The organism is Mesorhizobium sp. M1050 (assembly GCF_040318715.1).
Lineage (GTDB): Bacteria > Pseudomonadota > Alphaproteobacteria > Rhizobiales > Rhizobiaceae > Mesorhizobium.
Genome location: NZ_JAMYMV010000005.1, coordinates 76,800 through 95,274, shown reverse-complemented (window position 1 = coordinate 95,274; position 18,475 = coordinate 76,800). Strand labels below are relative to the sequence as shown.

Here is an 18,475-nt window from a genome sequence, read left to right as displayed (position 1 = left end):
TAAACCAAAGGTTTAGGCCGACTTAAGCCAATCCTCACCAAGCGCACATCTTGGTGTTGGTCTGCGGGTTGTTCCAGCAGGCACCATCGTCGCGGCTGCGCACGAACTGCCCCGGCAGCGGCACATTGCGGTGGCCGAGATTGACATAACCATAGGCAAAGCCCGGCTCGTCGATCTCCAGGACATAGGTCGGATAGCCCGGCGCCGAGATGCGGAAACTGCCGGCGCCGTCAATCGAGCGATAGCTGCAGGCGAAATAACCGTCATCGCTGGTGAAGCAGCGCGCCCGCTTGGCCTCCGCCGAGATCGAGAACGCCAGAAGTGCCGCCGCGCACACGCCACCGCCGAAAAGCATCTTTTTCAGTGTCATTATCCACCCCTGCCACGCGGGCATTGTCATCCCATCGGAATGAATTGCGCATGGCGGCGAAACGGGGTCAAGCGGCGACAACAGGCGTCGTGCAAGATGGATAATCAGGCCCGTTTGGCGACGATGAAGATGCGCGGAAAGCGCAAAAGCACCTTGCCGCTCGCCGTCTTCGGATAGGCCTTGGCGATCTTGGCCGTGTAGCTGTCTAGGAACAGCGCCCTCTCATTCGCATCGAGCGGGTCGACAAAGGGCTTCAAACCCGTCGACTTCACCCATTCGACGATCGCCTCGGCGTCGGCAAGCGGGTGGTTGTAGATCGTGTGCCAGATGTCCAGCCGATCGCTGAGCGGCGAAAGAAGGTCATAGTAGAACGACACCGGCGGCAGGGGGGCGCGCGCCGCGCCCTTCATCTTGGCGGCAAACGGCATTTCGGCGGCGGTTTCTCGCATCAGGCGGTGCGAGTCCTCGCCCATATTGTCGGGCATCTGGACGGTCAAGGCGCCACCCGGCGCCAGGAAGCCCATCAGCCGCTGGAAGACCGCGGGATGCTCGGGCAGCCATTGGAACACCGCATTGGCGAAGATCACGTCGACCGGCTCCGCCGGCTGCCATTTTGAGGCATCGGCGAGATCAAAAGTGACCTCGGGGAGACGCGCCTTCGCCTTCTCGATCATGTCGGGCGAAGTGTCGAAACCGCTTACCTGCGCATTCGGCCAGCGCGCGACAAGCAGCTCGGTCGAATTGCCCGGCCCGCAGCCGACGTCGACGACCCGGCGCGGAAAATCCACCGGCACCTGCGCCACCAAGTCCCGCGCGGGCCGCGTGCGCTCATCCTCGAATTTCAGGTACTGAGCGGCTGACCAATCGGGCTTTTGTAAAACGCCGCCGTTATTCATCGATAGACCTCGCGACGGTTGCCTATTTCCACGACCAGGACGACAAGACGGCTATCCCAGAACTGGACGATGATGCGATAGTCGCCGACGCGAAATCGCCAAGCTTCTTCTTTGGTCGCGGTCAGACGCTTGGCCAGAACTTTCGGATCGGGATGCGCCGAAACTCTTCCAGAGAGGAATTCCAGGATTCGGCGCTGGTCTTTTGTCGAAAGCCGCTCAATATCTTTTTTGGCTCGCAGCGTGAACTCGACACGCCAACTCATCCAGCGGCGGGCTTCTTGCCGCGCTCCTCGACTTCACGAAGTTCAAGCTTGCGGATCATCTCCTCCAGCGGGACACGAACGCCGTCATCATTCCTGATGCGCTCCTCGGCAATCCTGGCGTCCTGCCAATCCTCGATAGCCTCGAGGATCGCATCAACTGCGACCTGATCGGCCGTGCGACCACTGGCCTTGGCCATGTCGGCTAGGAGCTTCTCGGTTTTTTGCGGCAGTTTGACTGTGATCATGTCCAGCTCCGTCAGGTCAATTTAGGTCAAACGCCGATCACCCGCAACGGCTCTGCCCCTTACCGCGTCAGCCTCTTGTACGTCATGCGGTGCGGGTTGACGGCATCCGGCCCGAGGCGGCGGATCTTGTCCTGCTCGTAATCTTCGAAATTGCCCTCGAACCATTCGACGTGGCTGTCGCCTTCGAAGGCGAGGATGTGCGTCGCCAGGCGGTCGAGGAACATGCGATCGTGCGAGATGATGACCGCGCAGCCGCCGAAGTTTTCCAGTGCGTCTTCCAGCGCGGCCAGCGTTTCCGTATCGAGATCGTTGGTCGGTTCGTCAAGCAGCAGCACGTTGCCGCCGGTCTTCAGCATCTTGGCCAAGTGCACGCGGTTGCGCTGGCCGCCCGAGAGATTGCCGACCTTCTGCTGCTGGTCGCCGCCACGAAAGTTGAACGAGGCGCAATAAGCACGCGTGTTGGCCTCGAACTTGCCCAGTTTGACCACTTCGGCGCCGCCGGAAATCTCTTCCCACACCGTCTTCGACGGATCGAGCGCATCGCGGCTCTGGTCGACATAGCCGAGCTTCACCGTTTCGCCAACGCGGATCGTGCCGGCATCCGGCTTTTCCTGTCCAGTGATCATGCGAAACAGCGTCGTCTTGCCGGCGCCGTTGGGTCCGATGACGCCGACGATGCCGCCGGGCGGCAGCTTGAATTCCAGCCCGTCGATCAAAAGCGTGTCGCCAAAGCCCTTCGACAGGCCTTCCGCCTCGATCACCACATTGCCGAGCCGCTCGCCATGCGGAATGACGATCTGCGTATCGCTCGGACGCCGCTTGTCGGCTGCATCCAAAAGATCCTGGAAAGCCTGGATACGCGCCTTGGATTTGGTCTGGCGCGCCTTCGGGCTCGACTGAATCCATTCGCGCTCGCGGCCGATGGCGCGCTGGCGGGCGTCGTCCTCGCGGCCTTCCTGCTTGAGCCGCTTGGCCTTGGCTTCGAGGTACTTGGTGTAGTTGCCCTCATAGGGAATGCCGCGGCCGCGATCGAGTTCGAGGATCCAGCCGGTGACATTGTCGAGGAAGTAGCGATCGTGGGTGATGATCATCACGGCGCCCGGATAGGCACGCAGATGCTTTTCCAGCCACGCCGTGGTTTCGGCGTCGAGATGGTTGGTCGGTTCGTCGAGCAGCAGAAGGTCGGGCTGGCGCAGCAAGAGCTGGCAAAGCGCTACGCGGCGGCGTTCGCCGCCCGAAAGCTTGGTGACTTCTGAATCCTTGGGCGGGCAGCCCAGCGCTTCCATCGCCATTTCGACCTGCTGTTCGAGGTCCCACAGGTTGAGCCGGTCCATCTCGTCCTGGAGCTTGGCCGACTCGTCGGCTGTCTCGTCGGAATAGTTCATCATCAATTCGTTGTAGCGCTCGATGATGGCGGTCTTGGCGGCGACGCCTTCCATGATGTTTTCGAACACGGTCTTGTTCGGATCGAGGGCCGGCTCCTGTGCCAGATAGCCGACAGTGGCGCCTTCAGCCAGCCAGGCTTCGCCGTTCCACTCCTTGTCGAGCCCGGCCATGATCTTGAGGATCGTCGACTTGCCCGACCCGTTGGGGCCGAGAATGCCGATCTTGGCGTCGGGATAGAAGGACAGATGGATGTTCTCGAGCACCTTCTTGGTGCCGTAGGCCTTGTTGAGCCCGGCCATGTGATAGATGAACTGGCGTGCCACGCGCGCTTTCCCTGATAAACTGACTGATCCAGAAAACCGACTGGATTTGTCGAATTGAGTGGAGGTTGGCCGCTATGTAGGCGATGCGGCGGCGAACGGCAATCGCTTTTGCCATGTCTGGCCGGTCACGTGGAGAAGCGCGCGCTGCCGGGACCCGCCCGGAGCCGCACCCCGCACTTACTGGAACCCGATCGCGTCGACGGTGCCGGTCGGGCAGCCGGCCTTGTTGGTCGGTACCGACGCCAGCAGCAGACCCTTGAGCGAGCTGTCGGGGCCGATCGGGCCAGCGAGGCCGAGTGTCAACTCCCCGATCAGCCGCCGGCCGCTCGACGGATCGATGACGCAGGACACGCGTACACGGTCCCCGGCCCCGGCACCGAAGGCGGCGTCGAAGGCGCCGCGAATCTGGTCCGCCGTCAGCTTGCCGCCGATGTTCTTGGCAAAGAGACCGCGCACCGGCGAGTTGTTCACCTCACGCATCAGCTTGAGCGCGTCGGAGAAGTATTCCTGCTGGCTCTTGCCGTAGCAGGTGCCGTGCTTGATCCACTCATGCCGATCGAGCTGCGAAGCCGTGCCCGGCATCACCCTGTCGAGTTCCGCGCGTGTGACCGCGTCCAGATTGACGGGCGGCAGATCCTTCCAGTGGGCCGGAATGTCGTTGGCCTTGTCGCCAGCTGCCGCCTGGCAATAGAAATTGCCGTTCGGCTGCGGCCACAATCCGTGCAAGGTGAAGTTGGTGGCATCGAATTCGTTCGGGTTTTGCGCCTTGCATTCGGCCTTGTTCGACTTGGTCTCGCAAAAAGCCGGCTGCCAGCTCAGTGCGAAGACGTATTCGGGTTTTCCGGACATTGCCAGGTTGCCTTTACCGGCTGGTGCTGCCGGCACGGTCGCCACGCTGCCGGAGACATGGCCGCAGCTAACCTTCACCCACCGTCGCTCCGGATCGGCGCCCGGTACCTGGATAAGGTAATGCGTCGGCGCCTCCTTGTTGCCGGCAAGCAGCTGGTAGCTCTGCCCGGCATCGGTCGAGACATTGCCGGTGTTCTTGCCGTTCTTGATCGCTTGCGTTGCCGGACAGGCTGCGTCGGCGACGAAGCTGCCGCTCAACTTGACGTCGGCACGCGCCGCACCAGCCAGCGACGCCGCCAATACGGCCAATCCGAAAACGACACCAATGCGCATGAAAAAACCCCGGCTGAAGAAGTGGACGACAGACTGAAGCTGTCTCCATGTCAGAATTGCGATATTTTGCTGGCCAAACGCAAGAAACATCGTCGCGGAAAAGCAGGCACAGCGGATTGACGCAAAACCGGCACCGGCGCAAACAAAGCCGGCGCCGCGATGGTGCCGGAGCCTGGAGACCAAGCGGCATGTCATTCAGCCAGCAGCGCGTGGTTGCCTCGCCGACCGGTGCCAATCTCAATCTTTTCGTCAGACATGCCGAAGGCCGGCCGCGTGCCGTCGTCCAGATCAACCATGGACTGGCCGAGCACGCCGCGCGCTATGCTCGCTTCGCCGATTTCCTCGCCCAGCGCGGCTTCCACGTCTATGTCCACGATCATCGCGGCCATGGTGCGACCAAGGCCCCCGACGCGCCGCTCGGCAGGTTCGCCGGCAAGGACGGCCCGGCCAAGGTGATCGCCGACATCGATGCCATTCACGATGTCATCGCCAGCGAATGCCCGAACCGGTTGGTCATCCTGTTTGGTCATTCGATGGGTGCGTCCATGGCGCTGAACTACCTGCTGCGCCATTCGCCGCGCGTTCATGCCGCCGCGATCTGGAACGGCAATTTTTCTCAAGGCCTAATCGGCCAGCTGGCGCCCGGTATTCTTGCCTGGGAGCGGTTCCGGCTGGGCTCGGACGTTCCGTCGCGGCTGCTGCCGAAACTCACCTTTCAGGCCTGGGGCAAGGCGGTGCCTAACCACCGCACGCTGTTCGACTGGCTGTCACGCGACGAGGCCGAGGTGGCAAAATACATCGCCGATCCGCTGTGCGGCTGGGATGCCTCGGTGTCGATGTGGCGTGATATCGTCGAGATGGCGTTGAACGGCGGCAAGGATGCCGGCTTTGCCGGCATCCGGCGCGACCTCCCCGTCAACATCGTTGGCGGCGGAAAAGATCCCGCCTCGGATTACGGCAAGGGGATCATGCATCTTGCCGGTCGCATGCGTGCGATGGGCTTTTCGAATCTCGTTTCAAAGGTTTACGCCGACACCCGCCACGAAAGCCTGAACGAAGTGAATCGCGACATCATCATGGATGATTTTGCGACCTGGGCCGACGGCGTGCTGAAGGGCTGAAGGGATTGGCCTATCGCAAGAGCCGTGACAGCCATTGCAGGGCTTGATAGAGGCTCTGCATTCGCAGCAATCAAGGTGATTGCAGCAACCACGGTGATTTATGGCCGAACCCCCGCTGAAAGGCGTCCGCGTCGTCGAACTCGCCCGTATCCTTGCCGGGCCATGGGCCGGGCAATTGCTTGCCGATCTCGGCGCCGATGTGATCAAGGTCGAGAGCCCCGATGGTGGCGACGATACCCGCAAATGGGGTCCGCCCTTCGTCATGGGAAAGGATGGCGAGAACCTGTCGGCTGCCTATTACCATTCCTGTAATCGTGGCAAGCGCTCCATCGCCATCGACTTCTCGACGCCGGCGGGCGCCGAGACCGTGCGCCGGCTGGTCGCGACGTCGGATGTGCTGATCGAGAATTTCAAGCTCGGCGGCCTGAAGAAATACGGCCTCGACTATGACAGTCTGCGCGAGATCAACCCCCGCCTCGTCTATTGCTCGATCACCGGCTTCGGCCAGGATGGCCCATACGCGCCACGCGCCGGCTATGACTTCATCATCCAGGCCATGGCCGGCATGATGTCGATCACCGGCGAGGTCGGCCGCGAGCCGCAAAAGGCCGGCGTCGCCATCTCCGACATCTTCACCGGCCTCTATTCGGTCATCGCCATCCAGGCTGCACTACGCCATGCCGAACAGACCGGCGAAGGCCAGCAGATCGACATGGCACTCTTCGACACCCAGATCTCGGCGCTCGGCAACCAGAACCTCAACTATCTCGTTTCCGGCAAGTCGCCGGTGCAGATGGGCAATGCGCATATGAACATCGCCCCTTACGAAGTGGTGCCGGTCAGGGATGGCCACATCATCCTGGCGGTCGGCAATGACGGCCAGTTCGCGAAATTCTGCGCTGCCGTCGGGTTGGACGATTTGCCTGTCGATCCCGACTTTGCGACCAATCCGGCCCGGGTCGCCAACCGGGTCAAGCTGCGCGAACGCATCATCGAGGCGCTGAAGGTTTTTGATCGCGATCCGCTGCTGGCAAGGCTGGAAGCGGCGAGCGTGCCGGCCAGCCCGATCAACACGATCGGCCAGATGTTCGCCGATCCGCAGACCATCGCGCGAGGCATGCGGCTCGATCTCGACGACGGCCACGGCAACCTTCTGCCGTCGGTGCGTGCGCCGATGATCATGTCTGGTACGCCGCTCGTCTATGGACGCCCCTCGCCGCGCCTGGGCGAGCACACGCAAGAAATCCTTGCCGAACTGGAGAAGTCTGGACAATGAAGACCGGCGGACAATTGATCGTCGACGCGCTCGAAGCCAACGGCACAGACCGCATCTATTGCGTACCCGGTGAATCCTATCTGGCGGTGCTCGACGCGCTGCACGATTCAGCGATCCGCACCATCGTCTGCCGCCAGGAAGGCGGTGCTGCGATGATGGCCGATTGTCACGGCCGCCTGACTGGCAAGCCAGGCATCTGCTTCGTCACCCGCGGCCCCGGCGCCACCAACGCCTCAGCCGGCATCCACATCGCCATGCAGGATTCCATACCCGTCATCCTGTTCATCGGCCAGGTCGCCAGCCACGCCAAGGAGCGCGAGGCGTTCCAGGAGGTGGATTACGTCAGGTTCTTCGGTGACATCGCCAAATGGGTGGTCGAGATCGACGACGCGTCGCGCATCCCGGAATTCGTCACCCGCGCCTTCGCGGTGGCGACATCGGGCCGCCCCGGCCCGGTCGTCATCTCGCTGCCGGAAGACATGCTGACCAGCGTCGTCGAAGCGCCCATCGCGCTGGCCCACACACCGGTCGAAACGCGAGCCGGCGAAGCCGAACTCGACGCGTTGGAGAAATTGCTGGCCAACGCCAAGCGGCCGTTCGTCATCCTCGGCGGCACGCGCTGGGATGCCGAGGCGGTTGCACAAATGCGCACGATCGCCGAGGCGTGGTCGCTGCCGGTCGGTTGTTCGTTCCGCCGCCAGATGCTGTTCGACCATCTGCATCCGAACTATGCCGGCGATGTCGGCATAGGCATCAATCCGAAGCTCGCGACAGCGATCAAGCAGGCCGATCTCGTGCTGCTGATCGGCGGCCGCATGGGTGAAATGCCGTCGTCCGACTACACTCTCTTGAAAAGCCCCTATCCGGACCAGGCGTTGGTCCATGTCCATGCCGACGCTGGCGAACTTGGCCGCGTCTACCGGCCGGCACTGGCGATCAACGCCTCGCCATCCGCCTTTGTCGAGGCCTTCGCCAAGCGCAAGCCGGTCTCGGCTCCGAGTTGGGCAGCCGAAACGTCAAAGTTGCATGCCGCCTATCTCGACTGGTCGACGCCGCCGGAGAGCGGCCCCGGCTCGGTCCAGATGGGGCCGATCATGAACTACCTGGAAAAGATGCTGCCCGATGACGCCATACTCACCAATGGCGCCGGCAATTACGCCACCTGGGTGCATCGCTTCCATCGCTCCCGGCGCTTCGCCACACAAGCAGCACCGACCTCAGGCTCGATGGGCTATGGCACGCCTGCTGCGGTCGCCGCCAAAGAGCTGTTTCCGGATCGAACCGTGGTCGCCTTCGCGGGCGACGGCTGCTTCCTGATGAACGGGCAGGAGTTCGCCACCGCCGTGCAGTACGACCTGCCGATCGTCGTCGTCGTCGTCAACAACGGCATCTACGGCACCATCCGCATGCATCAGGAGCGCGAATACCCCGGCCGCGTCATCGCCACTGATTTGAAGAACCCTGACTTCGCGGCCCTCGCCCGCGCCTATGGCGGCCATGGAGAAACGGTGGAGAAGACCGCGGAGTTCGCCCCGGCCTTCGAGCGTGCCCTCGCCAGCGGCAAGCCGGCGATCGTCGAAATCAGGCTCGACCCGGAGGCGATCACGCCGACCCGGACGATGAGCCAGATCCGCGACAAGGCGTGATTCAGAAAGAAGGGGCGGTCGCCCGCCCCTTCTTTCGAAACAACCTACTTCGCCTTTTCGATCTGGCCGCGGATTTCACCGTCCTTGTTGGCTGATGTATGGATGTTGACGTAATATTTGCCTGCCTCCAGGTCAGCCACCTGGGCATCCGTCAGCGTTTCAGATCCCCTGATCGGGCTCTTGAGCTTCTTGAATGGGATGACCGGATCGGCGTTTGCACCCATCGCCGCCGGGCCGTGAATGTGCGCGCCCGTCGCTGGTCCGCTGAGGCCGGAATATTTGACGTTCCAGCTGAGCTTCTTCTTGGCCGTGTCGAACGTGAAAGTGGCCGTGCCCTTGCCCTTCGTGGTGACGGGCGGGTTTTGCTGGCCGCCGTCGAGCGTCGCCTTGAACTTTTCCGTGGCGGCCAGAGCCGGCGATGCGAACAGGAACGCGGTCGAAATGGCCAGCGCCGAAAGCGCCGGGAAGAAGGATAGGTTGCGCATGAAGCACCTCCGATTGGGATGTCGCATCCGTCGCGCCTCCCGGCGCGCGCATGCGGTAATGCAACGGCTGAGCAGCGAAATGTATCCCACCACACGCATTTGTGATGGCTGATGAAGGAATCCGATCCTTGCCCTTCCCGGATTCCAGGGAATGACCCGTCAGACCGCCGCCAGCGCCTGCGTCAGGTCGGCGATCAGATCGTCCGGGTGCTCGACACCGATCGACAGCCTGACCGTGGTCTCAAGCACGCCGATGCGCTGGCGCACCTCGTAGGGAATTCCCGAATGGGTCATGGCCGCGGGGTGACTGGCCAAGGATTCCGTTCCGCCGAGGCTTACCGCCAGCTTGAAGATCTGCAACCCGTTGAGGAAGGCGAAGGCCGCCGTCTCCCCGCCCCTGATGTCGAAGGAGAAGGTCGAGCCGGCGCCACTGCATTGCGCCCTGTAGACGCGGCCCGCTGGCGTATCCTCGCCCAGGAACGGCAAATAATGTACCTTCTCGACCTTCGCATGATCGCGCAGGAATTCGGCGACCAGGCGCGCATTGTCGTTGGCCCGCTCCATTCGGATCGACAGCGTCTCCAGCGACCGGCCGAGCATCCAGCAGGAATGCGGGTCGAGCTGCGTGCCGATCGCGCCGCGAAGCGCCTTGATGGGCTTGGTGACCGCCTTGCTGCCCATGGCGGCGCCCGCGATGAGGTCGGAATGGCCGCCGACATATTTGGTCAGCGAATATACCGAGACATCGGCGCCATGTTCGATCGGCCGCTGGAAAACCGGGCCGAGCAATGTGTTGTCGCAGACGACGATCGGCGTCGACCCTTGAGCCGTGCCAATCTCGTCGGCGATCGTCCGCATCAGAGCGATGTCGACCAGGCTGTTGGTCGGATTTGACGGCGTCTCGATCAGGATGACCGATACGCGGCCTTTCGCGATGGCCGCGTCGGTAGCCGCGCGCACTGCCGTCTCGTCGACGCCTTCGGCGAAGCCGACAGCGCCGATGCCGAGACCTGAAAGCGTGCGCGTCAGAAGCGTCTCGGTGCCGCCATAGAGTGGCTGCGAATGCAGGATGACGTCGCCCGGACGGGCATAGGCTAGCAGTGTGGTGGCGATCGCCGACATGCCTGACGAAAACAGGATGCAGGCATCCGTCGCTTCATAGATCGCCAGCCGGTCCTCGACGATCTCGCTGTTGGGATGGTTGAAGCGCGAATAGACCAGGCCGGACGCGGTACCGCTCGGCGGCTCCTTGCGGCCCGACGTGTAGTCGAAGAAGTCGCGTCCCTCTTCCGCTGACTTGAAGACGAAAGTCGAGGTCAGGAATACCGGTGGTTTGACCGCGCCCTCCGAAAGCTGCGGATCGAAACCATAGCTCAGCATCAGCGTCTCCGGATGGAGCTTGTGGTTGCCGATATGGGTTTTCGATGGGCGTGGCGCGGTCATGTCTTTTCTGCCTTATTCGAGGAGTGTCGCAGCAATTTATGCGATCCTGATCCGCCAGTCCTTGCTATTCTTCGGCTCGCATGGCTGCATTCCCGCAACAAATCGCCTGGAGAGACAGAAAGTGCAGCAGAAAGTAGCCGATGATTTCGACCGCAGGATCCTGCGTGAGCTGCAGGCTGATGCCCGCATCACCAACAACGAGCTTGCCGAACGGATCGGCTTGTCGCCATCGCCTTGCCTTCGGCGGGTGCGGCGGCTGGAGGAAACCGGCGTCATCAGGGGCTACACCACGCTGGTCGACCCCTCAGCCTTCGGCTGGAGCATGGTCGCCATCGCTACCATCCGGCTCAGCCGCCAGAACGAGGACGAGATCGTGATGTTCGAGGATGCGATCCGCGGCTGGGAAGAGGTCCTGGAATGCCACCTCGTCACCGGTTCGCGCGACTATGTGCTGAAGGTGGTGACCGGAAGCCTCGAGCAGTACGAGCGCTTCATCAAGGAAAAGATCGCGCGATTGAAATGCGTCGCCTCGATCGAGACCAGCTTCGTCATGAACACCATAAAGGAACGGCGCCTCTGACACTTCTGCCAGAGGCGCCGTTCGAGATCGAGATGTTGCCAGCTAGGCTTACTTGACCGCCTTGTCGGTGATGGCGGTGGTGTAGGCGCCGGTCGGCTCCTTGGTGATGATCTTCTGGTCGAGCAGCGCCTTGGCGGTGCGCTCGTAGGTTGCCGGATCGAGCTTGCCGTCGGCATTGTCGATCAGCTTCGCGACTTCGCTCATCATCCGCTTCTGGTGGTTTTCGTCCTGGCCGCCGCCGTCCATGACGATGCTCGCGGCTTCGTCATTGTGGTCGATGGCGTATTTCCAGCCCTTCATCGAAGCGCGCACGAAACGCACCATCTTGTCCTCGAAGGCCGGATCCTTGAGCTTGTCTTCCGACGCATAAAGCCCGTCCTCGAGCAGGTCGTTGCCCATCGCCGAATAGTTGAACACGGTCAGCTGTTCGGGCTTGTAGCCGGCGTCGATCAGCTGCCAGTACTCGTTGTAGGTCATGACCGAGATGCAATCCGCCTGCTTCTGGATCAGCGGCTGCACGTCGAAGCTCTGCTTCAGGACGGTGACGCCGTCCGGACCACCATCGGTCTTGAGGCCAAGCTTGTTCATCCAGGCGTAGAACGGATATTCGTTGCCGAAGAACCAGACGCCGAGCGTGTGGCCCTTGAAGTCGGCTTCGGTCTTGATCGGGCCGTCCTTCGGGCAGACCAGCTCCATGCCGGCCTTCTTGAACGGCTGGGCGATGTTGACCAGCGGCACACCCTTCTCGCGGGCGGCCAGCGCACCGCCCATCCAGTCGACGATGACGTCGGCGCCGCCACCGGCGATCACCTGCTCGGGGGCAATATCGGGACCGCCCGGCTTGATGTCGACGTCGAGGCCTTCGGCCTCGTAGAAACCCTTGGCCTTGGCAACATAGTAGCCGGCAAACTGGGCCTGCGTGACCCATTTCAGCTGCAAGGTCACCTTGTCGGCGGCCATTGCCTGGAAAGCGGCTAGCGACATCGCGCCGGCCAGAACTGGAATAACAAGTCTTTTCATGTTTTTACCCTCTGAAGTTAGCACCCTTAAACCCACCGCCCCTATCCACCACGGACAGAGGGATGCCAAAACGTGACGGCTCTTTCGACAAGAGCGACCACGCCATAAAAGACCGAACCCGCAAGTGCTGCAACTGCGATTTCGGCCCAGACCATGTCGATGTTCATCCGCCCGACCTCGGTCGAGATGCGGAAGCCCATGCCGACGACAGGCGTACCGAAGAACTCGGCGACGATGGCGCCGATCAGCGCCAGCGTCGAGTTGATCTTCAGCGCGTTGAAGATGAAGGGCGCGGCTGCCGGCAGCCTGAGCTTCAGCAATGTCTGCCAGTAGCCCGAAGCATAGGTGCGCATCAGGTCGCGCTCCATATGACCCGAGGCGGCGAGACCGGCGACCGTGTTCACCAGCATCGGGAAGAAGGTCATGATGATGACCACCGCCGCCTTGGACTGCCAGTCGAAGCCGAACCACATGACCATGATCGGTGCGACGCCAATGATCGGCAGCGCCGAGACCATGTTGCCGATCGGCAGCAGCCCGCGCCGTAGGAACGGCACACGGTCGGCGAGCACCGCGGCGATGAAGCCGGCGCCACTGCCCACGACATAGCCGAAGACAACCGCCTTGAAGATGGTTTGACGGACGTCGGCGCCGAGTACAGGCAGCGAACCGGCGATGCGCACGCCGATGGCGCTGGGCGGCGGCAACAGGATGAAGGGGATGCCCGCGCCTCGCGTCACCGCTTCCCAGATGATCAGGATCCAGGCGCCGAAGATGGCTGGGATGATCAGGCGCAACCCCGTCCGAGCCCAACTGGCGAAAGGACGTAATGACGACAGCACCGCCACGCAGCGCCAGCCAAGCAGCCATGCGGCCGCGAGCAGCAGGAAATACGGCGCCAGTGCGGTGCCCTCAAAACCGGTAATGCCCGATATCAGCAGCCAGGCGATCAGGTGAGCGCCGACAAAGAGCACCATCGCTTCAGCAAGGGGCGGAATCCTGATCATCGAGACCAGCGCTGCCAGCATGGCCAAGCCGAACATCAGGCTTTTGGTTCCGAGATAGGGATAGTTGATGCTGACCGTTGGGTCCGTAAGCGCCGCCGCTTCCGGCTTCGACATCGCGCCGAGCGCCACCGCGATCAGGCACAGCACGATGGCCAGCCCAGCTTGCCAGGAAGGTTTCAGCCAGTTCATGCCGGCCTCCCGCCCATGGCACGGTCGACGATGCGCCCGGCAATGCCAACCACCATGACCAGGAGTGCGGCCACCACCGAACCGGCGACCAGTGCCGACCAGATGTCGATGGACTGGCTATAATAGGCGCCGGCCAACAGCTTGGCGCCGATGCCGGCGACAGCGCCGGTCGGCAGTTCGCCGACGATGGCGCCAACGAGGCTGGCCGCCACCGCCACCTTCATCGAGGTAAACAGGAACGGCACGGAGGCTGGCACGCGCAATTTCCAGAAGGTCTGCGCACGGCTGGCATTGTAGGTGTGCATAAGGTCAAGATGCATGATCTCAGGCGAGCGCAGCCCTTTCACCATGCCCACCGTCACCGGGAAGAACGACAGATAGGTCGAGATCATCGCCTTCGGCACCAGCCCGGTGATGCCGATTGCCGCCAGCACGACGATGATCATCGGCGCCACCGCCAGAATGGGAATGGTCTGCGAGGCGATGATCCACGGCATCAGGCTGCGGTCGAGCGTTGCCACATGCACGATACCGACAGCAATGATGATGCCGAGCGCCGTGCCGAAAGCAAAGCCGAGCAGCGTGGACGACAGCGTCACCCAGGCATTGTAGACGAGGCTGCGACTGGAGGTAACGGGCCGCAGGAACGTGTTTTCGAAGAAATTCACCGCCACCTGATGCGGCGCCGGCAGTGTCGGCTTCGGCTGCGCCAGCGTGTTGGCGATGAACTCGCTCAAGGCAGGTGATTCACCGGCGCGGCGGTCGAGATCGCGCTGGAACGGCGTGTTGAGGATGACGGCGAAAACATACCAGAGGACGACGACGCCAGCGAGGATCGAGGTCACGGGAATCAGCTTGTCGCGGAAAGTGTCCATCTAGCGAACCTCGCCAGGTACGCGCCCTCCTCTCCCCGACGGGGAGAGGGTGGCCGGAGCGAAGCGGAGGTCGGGTGAGGGGGTAGAAATCTTTCCGTCCAGGCAAGCCAAGATCGTATCCAGGACCGCTCGACGTTCGGCCAAAACCTCATGGTTCCAGAACCGGAGAACCGAATAACCATGGCCATTCAGCCAAGCTGTTCTGGCCGGATCGGTTGGTGAATCCGCGTGTTGGCTGCCGTCGAGTTCGACAATCAGGCCCATCTCACGGCAAACAAAATCAGCGATGAATGGCCCAAGCGGCACCTGCCTCACAAATTTGTAGCCGTTGAGGTGACGGCCCCTCAGTTCTCCCCAAAGCCTGTACTCGGCTTCGGTCTCGTCAAACCGCAGCTTTCGGGCGCGCTCGGTTGCCCCGACCTTTCTTTTGGTCGGATCTGTCGGCGCCGCCCCCTCACCCGACCTCCGCTTCGCTCCGGCCACCCTCTCCCCGTTGGGGAGAGGAGGAAGCCCATCGTTCGCCCCCTCAATCATCATAACTATGCCCTGCCCGCAACCCGTCGCGCACCCGCGCGGCGATCGCCAGAAACTCCGGCGTCTCGCGAATGTCGAGCGGCCGCTGTTTCGGCAGCGTCGACTCGATGACATCGCTGACGCGGCCGGGACGCGGCGACATGACGACGATGCGCGTCGATAGATAGACGGCTTCGGGAATGGAGTGGGTGACGAAGCAGATCGTCTTGTTGGTCCGCCCCCACAATTCCAGCAATTGCTCATTGAGGTGGTCGCGCACGATCTCGTCCAGAGCTCCGAACGGCTCGTCCATAAGCAGCAGGTCGGCATCGAAGGCCAGCGCGCGGGCGATCGAGGCGCGCTGCTGCATGCCGCCCGAGAGCTGCCAGGGATATTTCTTCTCGAATCCCGAGAGGTTGACGAGATCGAGCGTGCGCTTGATCCGTTCCGCCTGCTCCGCCTTGGACAGGCCCATGATCTCCAGTGGCAGCCCGACATTGCGCTCGATGGTGCGCCAGGCAAACAGCGCTGCCGCCTGGAAGACATAGCCATAGGCGCGTTTCTCGCGTGCCTGTTCTGCTGTCATGCCGTTGACCGAAATCGTCCCCGAGGTCGGCTTCTCCAGATCGGCGATGACGCGCAGCAGCGTGGTCTTGCCGCAGCCCGAGGGCCCGATGAAGGAGACGAACTCCCCCTTGCCGATGGTGAGATCGACATTGGACAGCGCCTGCACCGGCCCGTCACTGGTCTGGAAGGTCAGCCCAAGTTTGCTTGCCGCGACGACGGCTGGCGAAATCCCTGTCATCGGCTGCCGCCCGCCTGGTCCCGTCCCCGCAGCGCCGGCTGGAATCCGATTGCTTTTATTGCGATGTTGTTTTCCACTCGCCCTGTCCCATTGGTCTTGTCCCACACTCAATCGACGCCCGGAGTTTCCCGATGTCGCCCAAACCCACTTGTCACCTTATCCGCCCTGAAAGCACTTATGAAGGCAAGCAGGGATTGACCTATTTCGCCGGCATCGCCGCCGAAACCGTCGGCGCCTCCGGCATCTGCATGCACGTCCTCACCATGCCACCCGGCGCCCGCGCCAAGGCGCACATGCATGAGAGCCATGAAACGGCGATCTATGTCCTCTCCGGCGAAGTCCATACCTGGTATGGCGACCGGCTTGAGCATCATATCGTCGTCAAGGCTGGCGACCTTTTCTACATTCCCGCCGGCGTGCCGCATTTGCCGGCCAATCTGAGCGGCGCCCCGTCTTCGGCCGTCATTGCCCGCACCGATCCCAACGAACAGGAAAGCGTCGTCCTGTTGCCGGAACTGGATGCGCTGGTCGCCTGAATCCGACGGCATCGATAGGAACTTGCGCGTCATCGGCACCGGGAAACTTCCCCGTACACAGTGCCATCCTCATCCGCGATCACCAGCTTCTTGGCGTTCTTGGGACTGCGCTTGATGGTGAACTGTATCGGCGACTGACCATCCCCGCCGTCTGCCTCGCACATTGACTTTACCACCAGCGAACCGTCAGCCTGCGTCTTCTTGTCGGTAAAGGTGCAGGCGTTGGTCGCGGTGATGAATTCCGTATCGTTCAGCAGCAGCATGTCTTCCGCATAGACTTTCTGGCCGTTCTTGTTGATGCAACCGGACTTGTTGCCATAGGGCTTGGACAGATCGATGCCCGCCGCCGAGGCCTGCCCAGCAGCCAGCACGAGACCCATTGCAACAGACAGAGAAATACCGCGCATGCTCATCCCCCAAATGCCCGACGTCACGAACATGATTGCAGCGGCCCCATTACCTCAAGGCCGGGGATGGTGACGAAGAAACCAACCTTCCCCTTGTTGGTGACCTCGACTGTTTCGATCGCTGTCCCCGCTTCACCCTCGGCGGAGCAGGTCGAACTGAGCGATTGCGTGCCCAGCATCGGCGCCAGTTGCTGCGCGAACCGGCAGCCGCTGCCATAGGTTTCGATGCCTTCGGCGGTCAGGACGATATAAGCGTCACTGTCCTGATAGCCGACCTTGAGGCCGGCACACCCGACATCATTGCCCCAGGAGCCGGCCAGCACGCCGCCGGCTGCCGGGCCGGAGACAATTGCCGCCAGGACCAACGAAAAGAGCGCGGCCGAACGCGCCAAGCTCAAACCCCGGTCGCCGGGATACCGGTGCGTTCCACCTTGCGCGGCGCGGAAATCTCTTTCCACGTCGACAGCGCCCGGTTGACCGCCGCATTCGGCTCGCGAGCGACGAACTCGCCATGGCCGGGCTTGGCCTTGACCTCGGCCTCCTGGATCGACAATTCGCCGCGCGAGAAGACGAAGCGCGGCAGGCCAGTCACCTCGAACCCTTCGAAGACGTTGTAGTCGATCACCGACTGCTGCTTTTTCGACGTGATCTTCTTCTTGGCGCCGGGATCCCAGACGACGATGTCGGCATCGGCGCCTTCGACGATGGCACCCTTTTTCGGATACATGTTGAGAATCTTGGCGATGTTGGTCGAGGTCACCGCGACGAACTCGTTCATCGTCAGCCGGCCGGTGTTGACGCCGGTGGTCCATAGAACCGGCATCCGGTCTTCCAACCCGCCGGTGCCGTTCGGGATCTTGGTGAAATCACCGACGCCGTTGCGCTTCTGCTTGGTGGTGAAGGCACAGTGGTCGGTCGCCACCACCTGCAGCGAGCCCGCCTGCAGGCCGGCCCAGAGCGAGTCTTGGTGGAGCTTATTGCGGAAGGGCGGACTCATCACGCGGCGCGCCGCATGGTCCCAGTCCTTGTCGAAATATTCACTCTCGTCGAGTGTCAGATGCTGGATCAGCGGCTCGCCGAACACCCGCATGCCCTTCTGCCGCGCCCGGCGGATCGCTTCGTGGCTCTGCTCGCAGGAGACATGCACGACATAGAGCGGCACGCCCGCCATATCGGCGATCATGATGGCGCGGTTGGTCGCCTCGCCCTCGACTTCCGGCGGCCGCGAATAAGCATGACCCTCGGGACCATTGTTGCCGGCGGCAAGCAGCTTCTGCGACAGGGCGGCGACCACGTCGCCGTTCTCGGCATGCACCAGCGGCAGCGCGCCGAGGTCGGCGCAGCGCTGGAACGACGCATACATCTCGTCGTCGTCGACCATCAGCGCGCCCTTGTAGGCCATGAAGTGCTTGAACGAGGTGATGCCCCTGTCGACGACATCAGCCATCTCGTCGAACACCTGCTTACCCCACCAGGTGATCGCCATATGGAAGGAGTAGTCGCAGGATGCCTTCGAGGTCTTGTTGTCCCACATCTGCAACGCTTCGAGCAGCGACTGCTTCGGCGCCGGCAGGCAGAAATCGACCACCATCGTCGTGCCACCGGCAAGGGCTGCCCGCGTGCCGGATTCGAAATCGTCGGCCGAATAGGTGCCCATGAACGGCATTTCGAGATGGGTGTGCGGGTCGATGCCGCCCGGCATGACGTAGCAGCCGGTGGCGTCGAACTCGTGGTCGCCATGCAGTCCCGCGCCGATGGCGACGATCTTGCCGTGGCTGAACAGCACATCGGCCTTCCACGTGCGGTCGGCGGTGACGATGGTGCCGTTCTTGATGACTTTGGTCATTTTCGTGTTCCCTTGTTCTCTTCGCGCTTCTTTGCGAGCGGCGTTTGGAAAGTAGTTTCTA

21 protein-coding genes are annotated in these 18,475 nt (G+C 62.3%); 5 read left to right on the top strand and 16 right to left on the bottom strand.

The annotated features are described in order from the left end of the window. Positions 1-34: 34 nt before the first annotated feature. The 6 genes from NKH57_RS04680 to NKH57_RS04655 all read right to left on the bottom strand — a co-directional run bounded on the left by NKH57_RS04680 (position 35) and on the right by NKH57_RS04655 (position 4,665). Positions 35-370, bottom strand: coding sequence for a hypothetical protein (locus NKH57_RS04680; protein ID WP_352729520.1), 336 nt, complete (start codon positions 368-370; stop codon positions 35-37). 104 nt (positions 371-474) lie between these two features. Continuing rightward, the gene (gene tam, locus NKH57_RS04675) at positions 475-1,266 is read right to left on the bottom strand and encodes a trans-aconitate 2-methyltransferase (protein WP_352729518.1); all 792 of its coding nucleotides are present in this window, start codon (positions 1,264-1,266) and stop codon (positions 475-477) included. After that, complete coding sequence (locus tag NKH57_RS04670; protein WP_023756972.1) at positions 1,263-1,529, bottom strand: type II toxin-antitoxin system RelE family toxin; 267 nt, start codon at positions 1,527-1,529, stop codon at positions 1,263-1,265. Before NKH57_RS04670 ends, tam begins: the two co-directional genes overlap by 4 nt. After that, positions 1,526-1,774, bottom strand: coding sequence for a DUF6290 family protein (locus NKH57_RS04665; protein ID WP_352604237.1), 249 nt, complete (start codon positions 1,772-1,774; stop codon positions 1,526-1,528). The genes NKH57_RS04670 and NKH57_RS04665 overlap by 4 nt, the downstream gene beginning before the upstream one ends. Positions 1,775-1,833: 59 nt before the next feature. Further along, on the bottom strand, positions 1,834-3,483 hold the full coding sequence (gene ettA, locus NKH57_RS04660) for an energy-dependent translational throttle protein EttA (RefSeq protein WP_023756970.1): 1,650 nt from the start codon (positions 3,481-3,483) through the stop codon (positions 1,834-1,836). Between the two features lie 177 nt (positions 3,484-3,660). Further along, positions 3,661-4,665 (bottom strand): ribonuclease T2 family protein, encoded by a 1,005-nt coding sequence (locus NKH57_RS04655; RefSeq protein WP_352729515.1) that lies wholly within the window; start codon positions 4,663-4,665, stop codon positions 3,661-3,663. Between the two features lie 188 nt (positions 4,666-4,853). On the opposite strand from NKH57_RS04655, the gene NKH57_RS04650 reads away from it, so the two are divergent. From NKH57_RS04650 to NKH57_RS04640, 3 genes are all read left to right on the top strand, one after another. Continuing rightward, positions 4,854-5,786 (top strand): alpha/beta fold hydrolase, encoded by a 933-nt coding sequence (locus tag NKH57_RS04650; protein ID WP_352942129.1) that lies wholly within the window; start codon positions 4,854-4,856, stop codon positions 5,784-5,786. A gap of 100 nt (positions 5,787-5,886) precedes the next feature. Next, positions 5,887-7,062, top strand: a complete 1,176-nt coding sequence (locus NKH57_RS04645) for a CaiB/BaiF CoA transferase family protein (protein WP_352729511.1) — start codon at positions 5,887-5,889, stop codon at positions 7,060-7,062. Then, complete coding sequence (locus NKH57_RS04640) at positions 7,059-8,708, top strand: thiamine pyrophosphate-binding protein (protein ID WP_352729509.1); 1,650 nt, start codon at positions 7,059-7,061, stop codon at positions 8,706-8,708. The genes NKH57_RS04645 and NKH57_RS04640 overlap by 4 nt, the downstream gene beginning before the upstream one ends. 44 nt (positions 8,709-8,752) lie before the next feature. Here the strand turns inward: NKH57_RS04640 and NKH57_RS04635 are convergent, their stop codons facing one another. Further along, positions 8,753-9,193: a CHRD domain-containing protein gene (locus tag NKH57_RS04635; protein WP_352729507.1), complete on the bottom strand. Its 441-nt coding sequence runs from the start codon at positions 9,191-9,193 to the stop codon at positions 8,753-8,755. 159 nt (positions 9,194-9,352) lie between these two features. Next, a complete protein-coding gene (locus NKH57_RS04630; protein WP_352942125.1) occupies positions 9,353-10,636 on the bottom strand; it encodes a cystathionine gamma-synthase family protein in 1,284 nt (427 codons plus the stop codon). Between the two features lie 121 nt (positions 10,637-10,757). Here NKH57_RS04630 and NKH57_RS04625 point away from each other — a divergent pair, with 121 nt between their 5' ends. Further along, positions 10,758-11,216 (top strand): Lrp/AsnC family transcriptional regulator, encoded by a 459-nt coding sequence (locus tag NKH57_RS04625; RefSeq protein WP_352729503.1) that lies wholly within the window; start codon positions 10,758-10,760, stop codon positions 11,214-11,216. Positions 11,217-11,264: 48 nt separating this feature from the next. On the opposite strand, the gene NKH57_RS04620 is transcribed toward NKH57_RS04625, so the two are convergent. From NKH57_RS04620 to NKH57_RS04600, 5 genes are read right to left on the bottom strand one after another with little or no spacing between them, the layout of a single operon-like run. Continuing rightward, complete coding sequence (locus NKH57_RS04620) at positions 11,265-12,236, bottom strand: ABC transporter substrate-binding protein (protein WP_031259518.1); 972 nt, start codon at positions 12,234-12,236, stop codon at positions 11,265-11,267. Positions 12,237-12,277: 41 nt separating this feature from the next. Next, a complete protein-coding gene (locus NKH57_RS04615; RefSeq protein WP_352604253.1) occupies positions 12,278-13,432 on the bottom strand; it encodes an ABC transporter permease in 1,155 nt (384 codons plus the stop codon). Next, entirely contained in the window at positions 13,429-14,307 is an 879-nt protein-coding gene (locus tag NKH57_RS04610) for an ABC transporter permease (protein WP_352604255.1), read from the bottom strand. Before NKH57_RS04610 ends, NKH57_RS04615 begins: the two co-directional genes overlap by 4 nt. After that, the gene (locus tag NKH57_RS04605) at positions 14,308-14,841 is read right to left on the bottom strand and encodes an endonuclease domain-containing protein (protein ID WP_502907263.1); all 534 of its coding nucleotides are present in this window, start codon (positions 14,839-14,841) and stop codon (positions 14,308-14,310) included. Continuing rightward, complete coding sequence (locus tag NKH57_RS04600; RefSeq protein ID WP_352942119.1) at positions 14,834-15,625, bottom strand: ABC transporter ATP-binding protein; 792 nt, start codon at positions 15,623-15,625, stop codon at positions 14,834-14,836. The genes NKH57_RS04605 and NKH57_RS04600 overlap by 8 nt, the downstream gene beginning before the upstream one ends. 131 nt (positions 15,626-15,756) lie before the next feature. Here NKH57_RS04600 and NKH57_RS04595 point away from each other — a divergent pair, with 131 nt between their 5' ends. Further along, positions 15,757-16,161, top strand: coding sequence for a cupin domain-containing protein (locus NKH57_RS04595; protein ID WP_023756957.1), 405 nt, complete (start codon positions 15,757-15,759; stop codon positions 16,159-16,161). Between the two features lie 29 nt (positions 16,162-16,190). On the opposite strand, the gene NKH57_RS04590 is transcribed toward NKH57_RS04595, so the two are convergent. Genes NKH57_RS04590 through hydA form a run of 3 tightly spaced genes read right to left on the bottom strand, consistent with a single transcriptional unit; the run spans position 16,191 to position 18,414 of the window. Continuing rightward, a complete protein-coding gene (locus NKH57_RS04590; RefSeq protein ID WP_352942116.1) occupies positions 16,191-16,601 on the bottom strand; it encodes a hypothetical protein in 411 nt (136 codons plus the stop codon). After that, positions 16,592-16,960 carry a hypothetical protein gene (locus tag NKH57_RS04585; protein WP_352942113.1) on the bottom strand — a complete coding sequence of 123 codons (369 nt, stop codon included), beginning with the start codon at positions 16,958-16,960 and terminating at the stop codon, positions 16,592-16,594. Before NKH57_RS04585 ends, NKH57_RS04590 begins: the two co-directional genes overlap by 10 nt. 2 nt (positions 16,961-16,962) lie before the next feature. Next, on the bottom strand, positions 16,963-18,414 hold the full coding sequence (hydA, locus tag NKH57_RS04580; protein WP_023756954.1) for a dihydropyrimidinase: 1,452 nt from the start codon (positions 18,412-18,414) through the stop codon (positions 16,963-16,965). Positions 18,415-18,475 lie beyond the last annotated feature (61 nt).

Coding starts and splice junctions, on each gene's coding strand:
- NKH57_RS04680 (WP_352729520.1), bottom strand. CDS start 370: ATGACACTGAAAAAGATGCTTTTCGGCGGTGGCGTGTGCGCGGCGGCA.
- tam (WP_352729518.1), bottom strand. CDS start 1,266: ATGAATAACGGCGGCGTTTTACAAAAGCCCGATTGGTCAGCCGCTCAG.
- NKH57_RS04670 (WP_023756972.1), bottom strand. CDS start 1,529: ATGAGTTGGCGTGTCGAGTTCACGCTGCGAGCCAAAAAAGATATTGAG.
- NKH57_RS04665 (WP_352604237.1), bottom strand. CDS start 1,774: ATGATCACAGTCAAACTGCCGCAAAAAACCGAGAAGCTCCTAGCCGAC.
- NKH57_RS04655 (WP_352729515.1), bottom strand. CDS start 4,665: ATGCGCATTGGTGTCGTTTTCGGATTGGCCGTATTGGCGGCGTCGCTG.
- NKH57_RS04650 (WP_352942129.1), top strand. CDS start 4,854: ATGTCATTCAGCCAGCAGCGCGTGGTTGCCTCGCCGACCGGTGCCAAT.
- NKH57_RS04645 (WP_352729511.1), top strand. CDS start 5,887: ATGGCCGAACCCCCGCTGAAAGGCGTCCGCGTCGTCGAACTCGCCCGT.
- NKH57_RS04640 (WP_352729509.1), top strand. CDS start 7,059: ATGAAGACCGGCGGACAATTGATCGTCGACGCGCTCGAAGCCAACGGC.
- NKH57_RS04635 (WP_352729507.1), bottom strand. CDS start 9,193: ATGCGCAACCTATCCTTCTTCCCGGCGCTTTCGGCGCTGGCCATTTCG.
- NKH57_RS04630 (WP_352942125.1), bottom strand. CDS start 10,636: ATGACCGCGCCACGCCCATCGAAAACCCATATCGGCAACCACAAGCTC.
- NKH57_RS04620 (WP_031259518.1), bottom strand. CDS start 12,236: ATGAAAAGACTTGTTATTCCAGTTCTGGCCGGCGCGATGTCGCTAGCC.
- NKH57_RS04615 (WP_352604253.1), bottom strand. CDS start 13,432: ATGAACTGGCTGAAACCTTCCTGGCAAGCTGGGCTGGCCATCGTGCTG.
- NKH57_RS04610 (WP_352604255.1), bottom strand. CDS start 14,307: ATGGACACTTTCCGCGACAAGCTGATTCCCGTGACCTCGATCCTCGCT.
- NKH57_RS04605 (WP_502907263.1), bottom strand. CDS start 14,841: ATGATTGAGGGGGCGAACGATGGGCTTCCTCCTCTCCCCAACGGGGAG.
- NKH57_RS04600 (WP_352942119.1), bottom strand. CDS start 15,625: ATGACAGGGATTTCGCCAGCCGTCGTCGCGGCAAGCAAACTTGGGCTG.
- NKH57_RS04595 (WP_023756957.1), top strand. CDS start 15,757: ATGTCGCCCAAACCCACTTGTCACCTTATCCGCCCTGAAAGCACTTAT.
- NKH57_RS04590 (WP_352942116.1), bottom strand. CDS start 16,601: ATGTTCGTGACGTCGGGCATTTGGGGGATGAGCATGCGCGGTATTTCT.
- hydA (WP_023756954.1), bottom strand. CDS start 18,414: ATGACCAAAGTCATCAAGAACGGCACCATCGTCACCGCCGACCGCACG.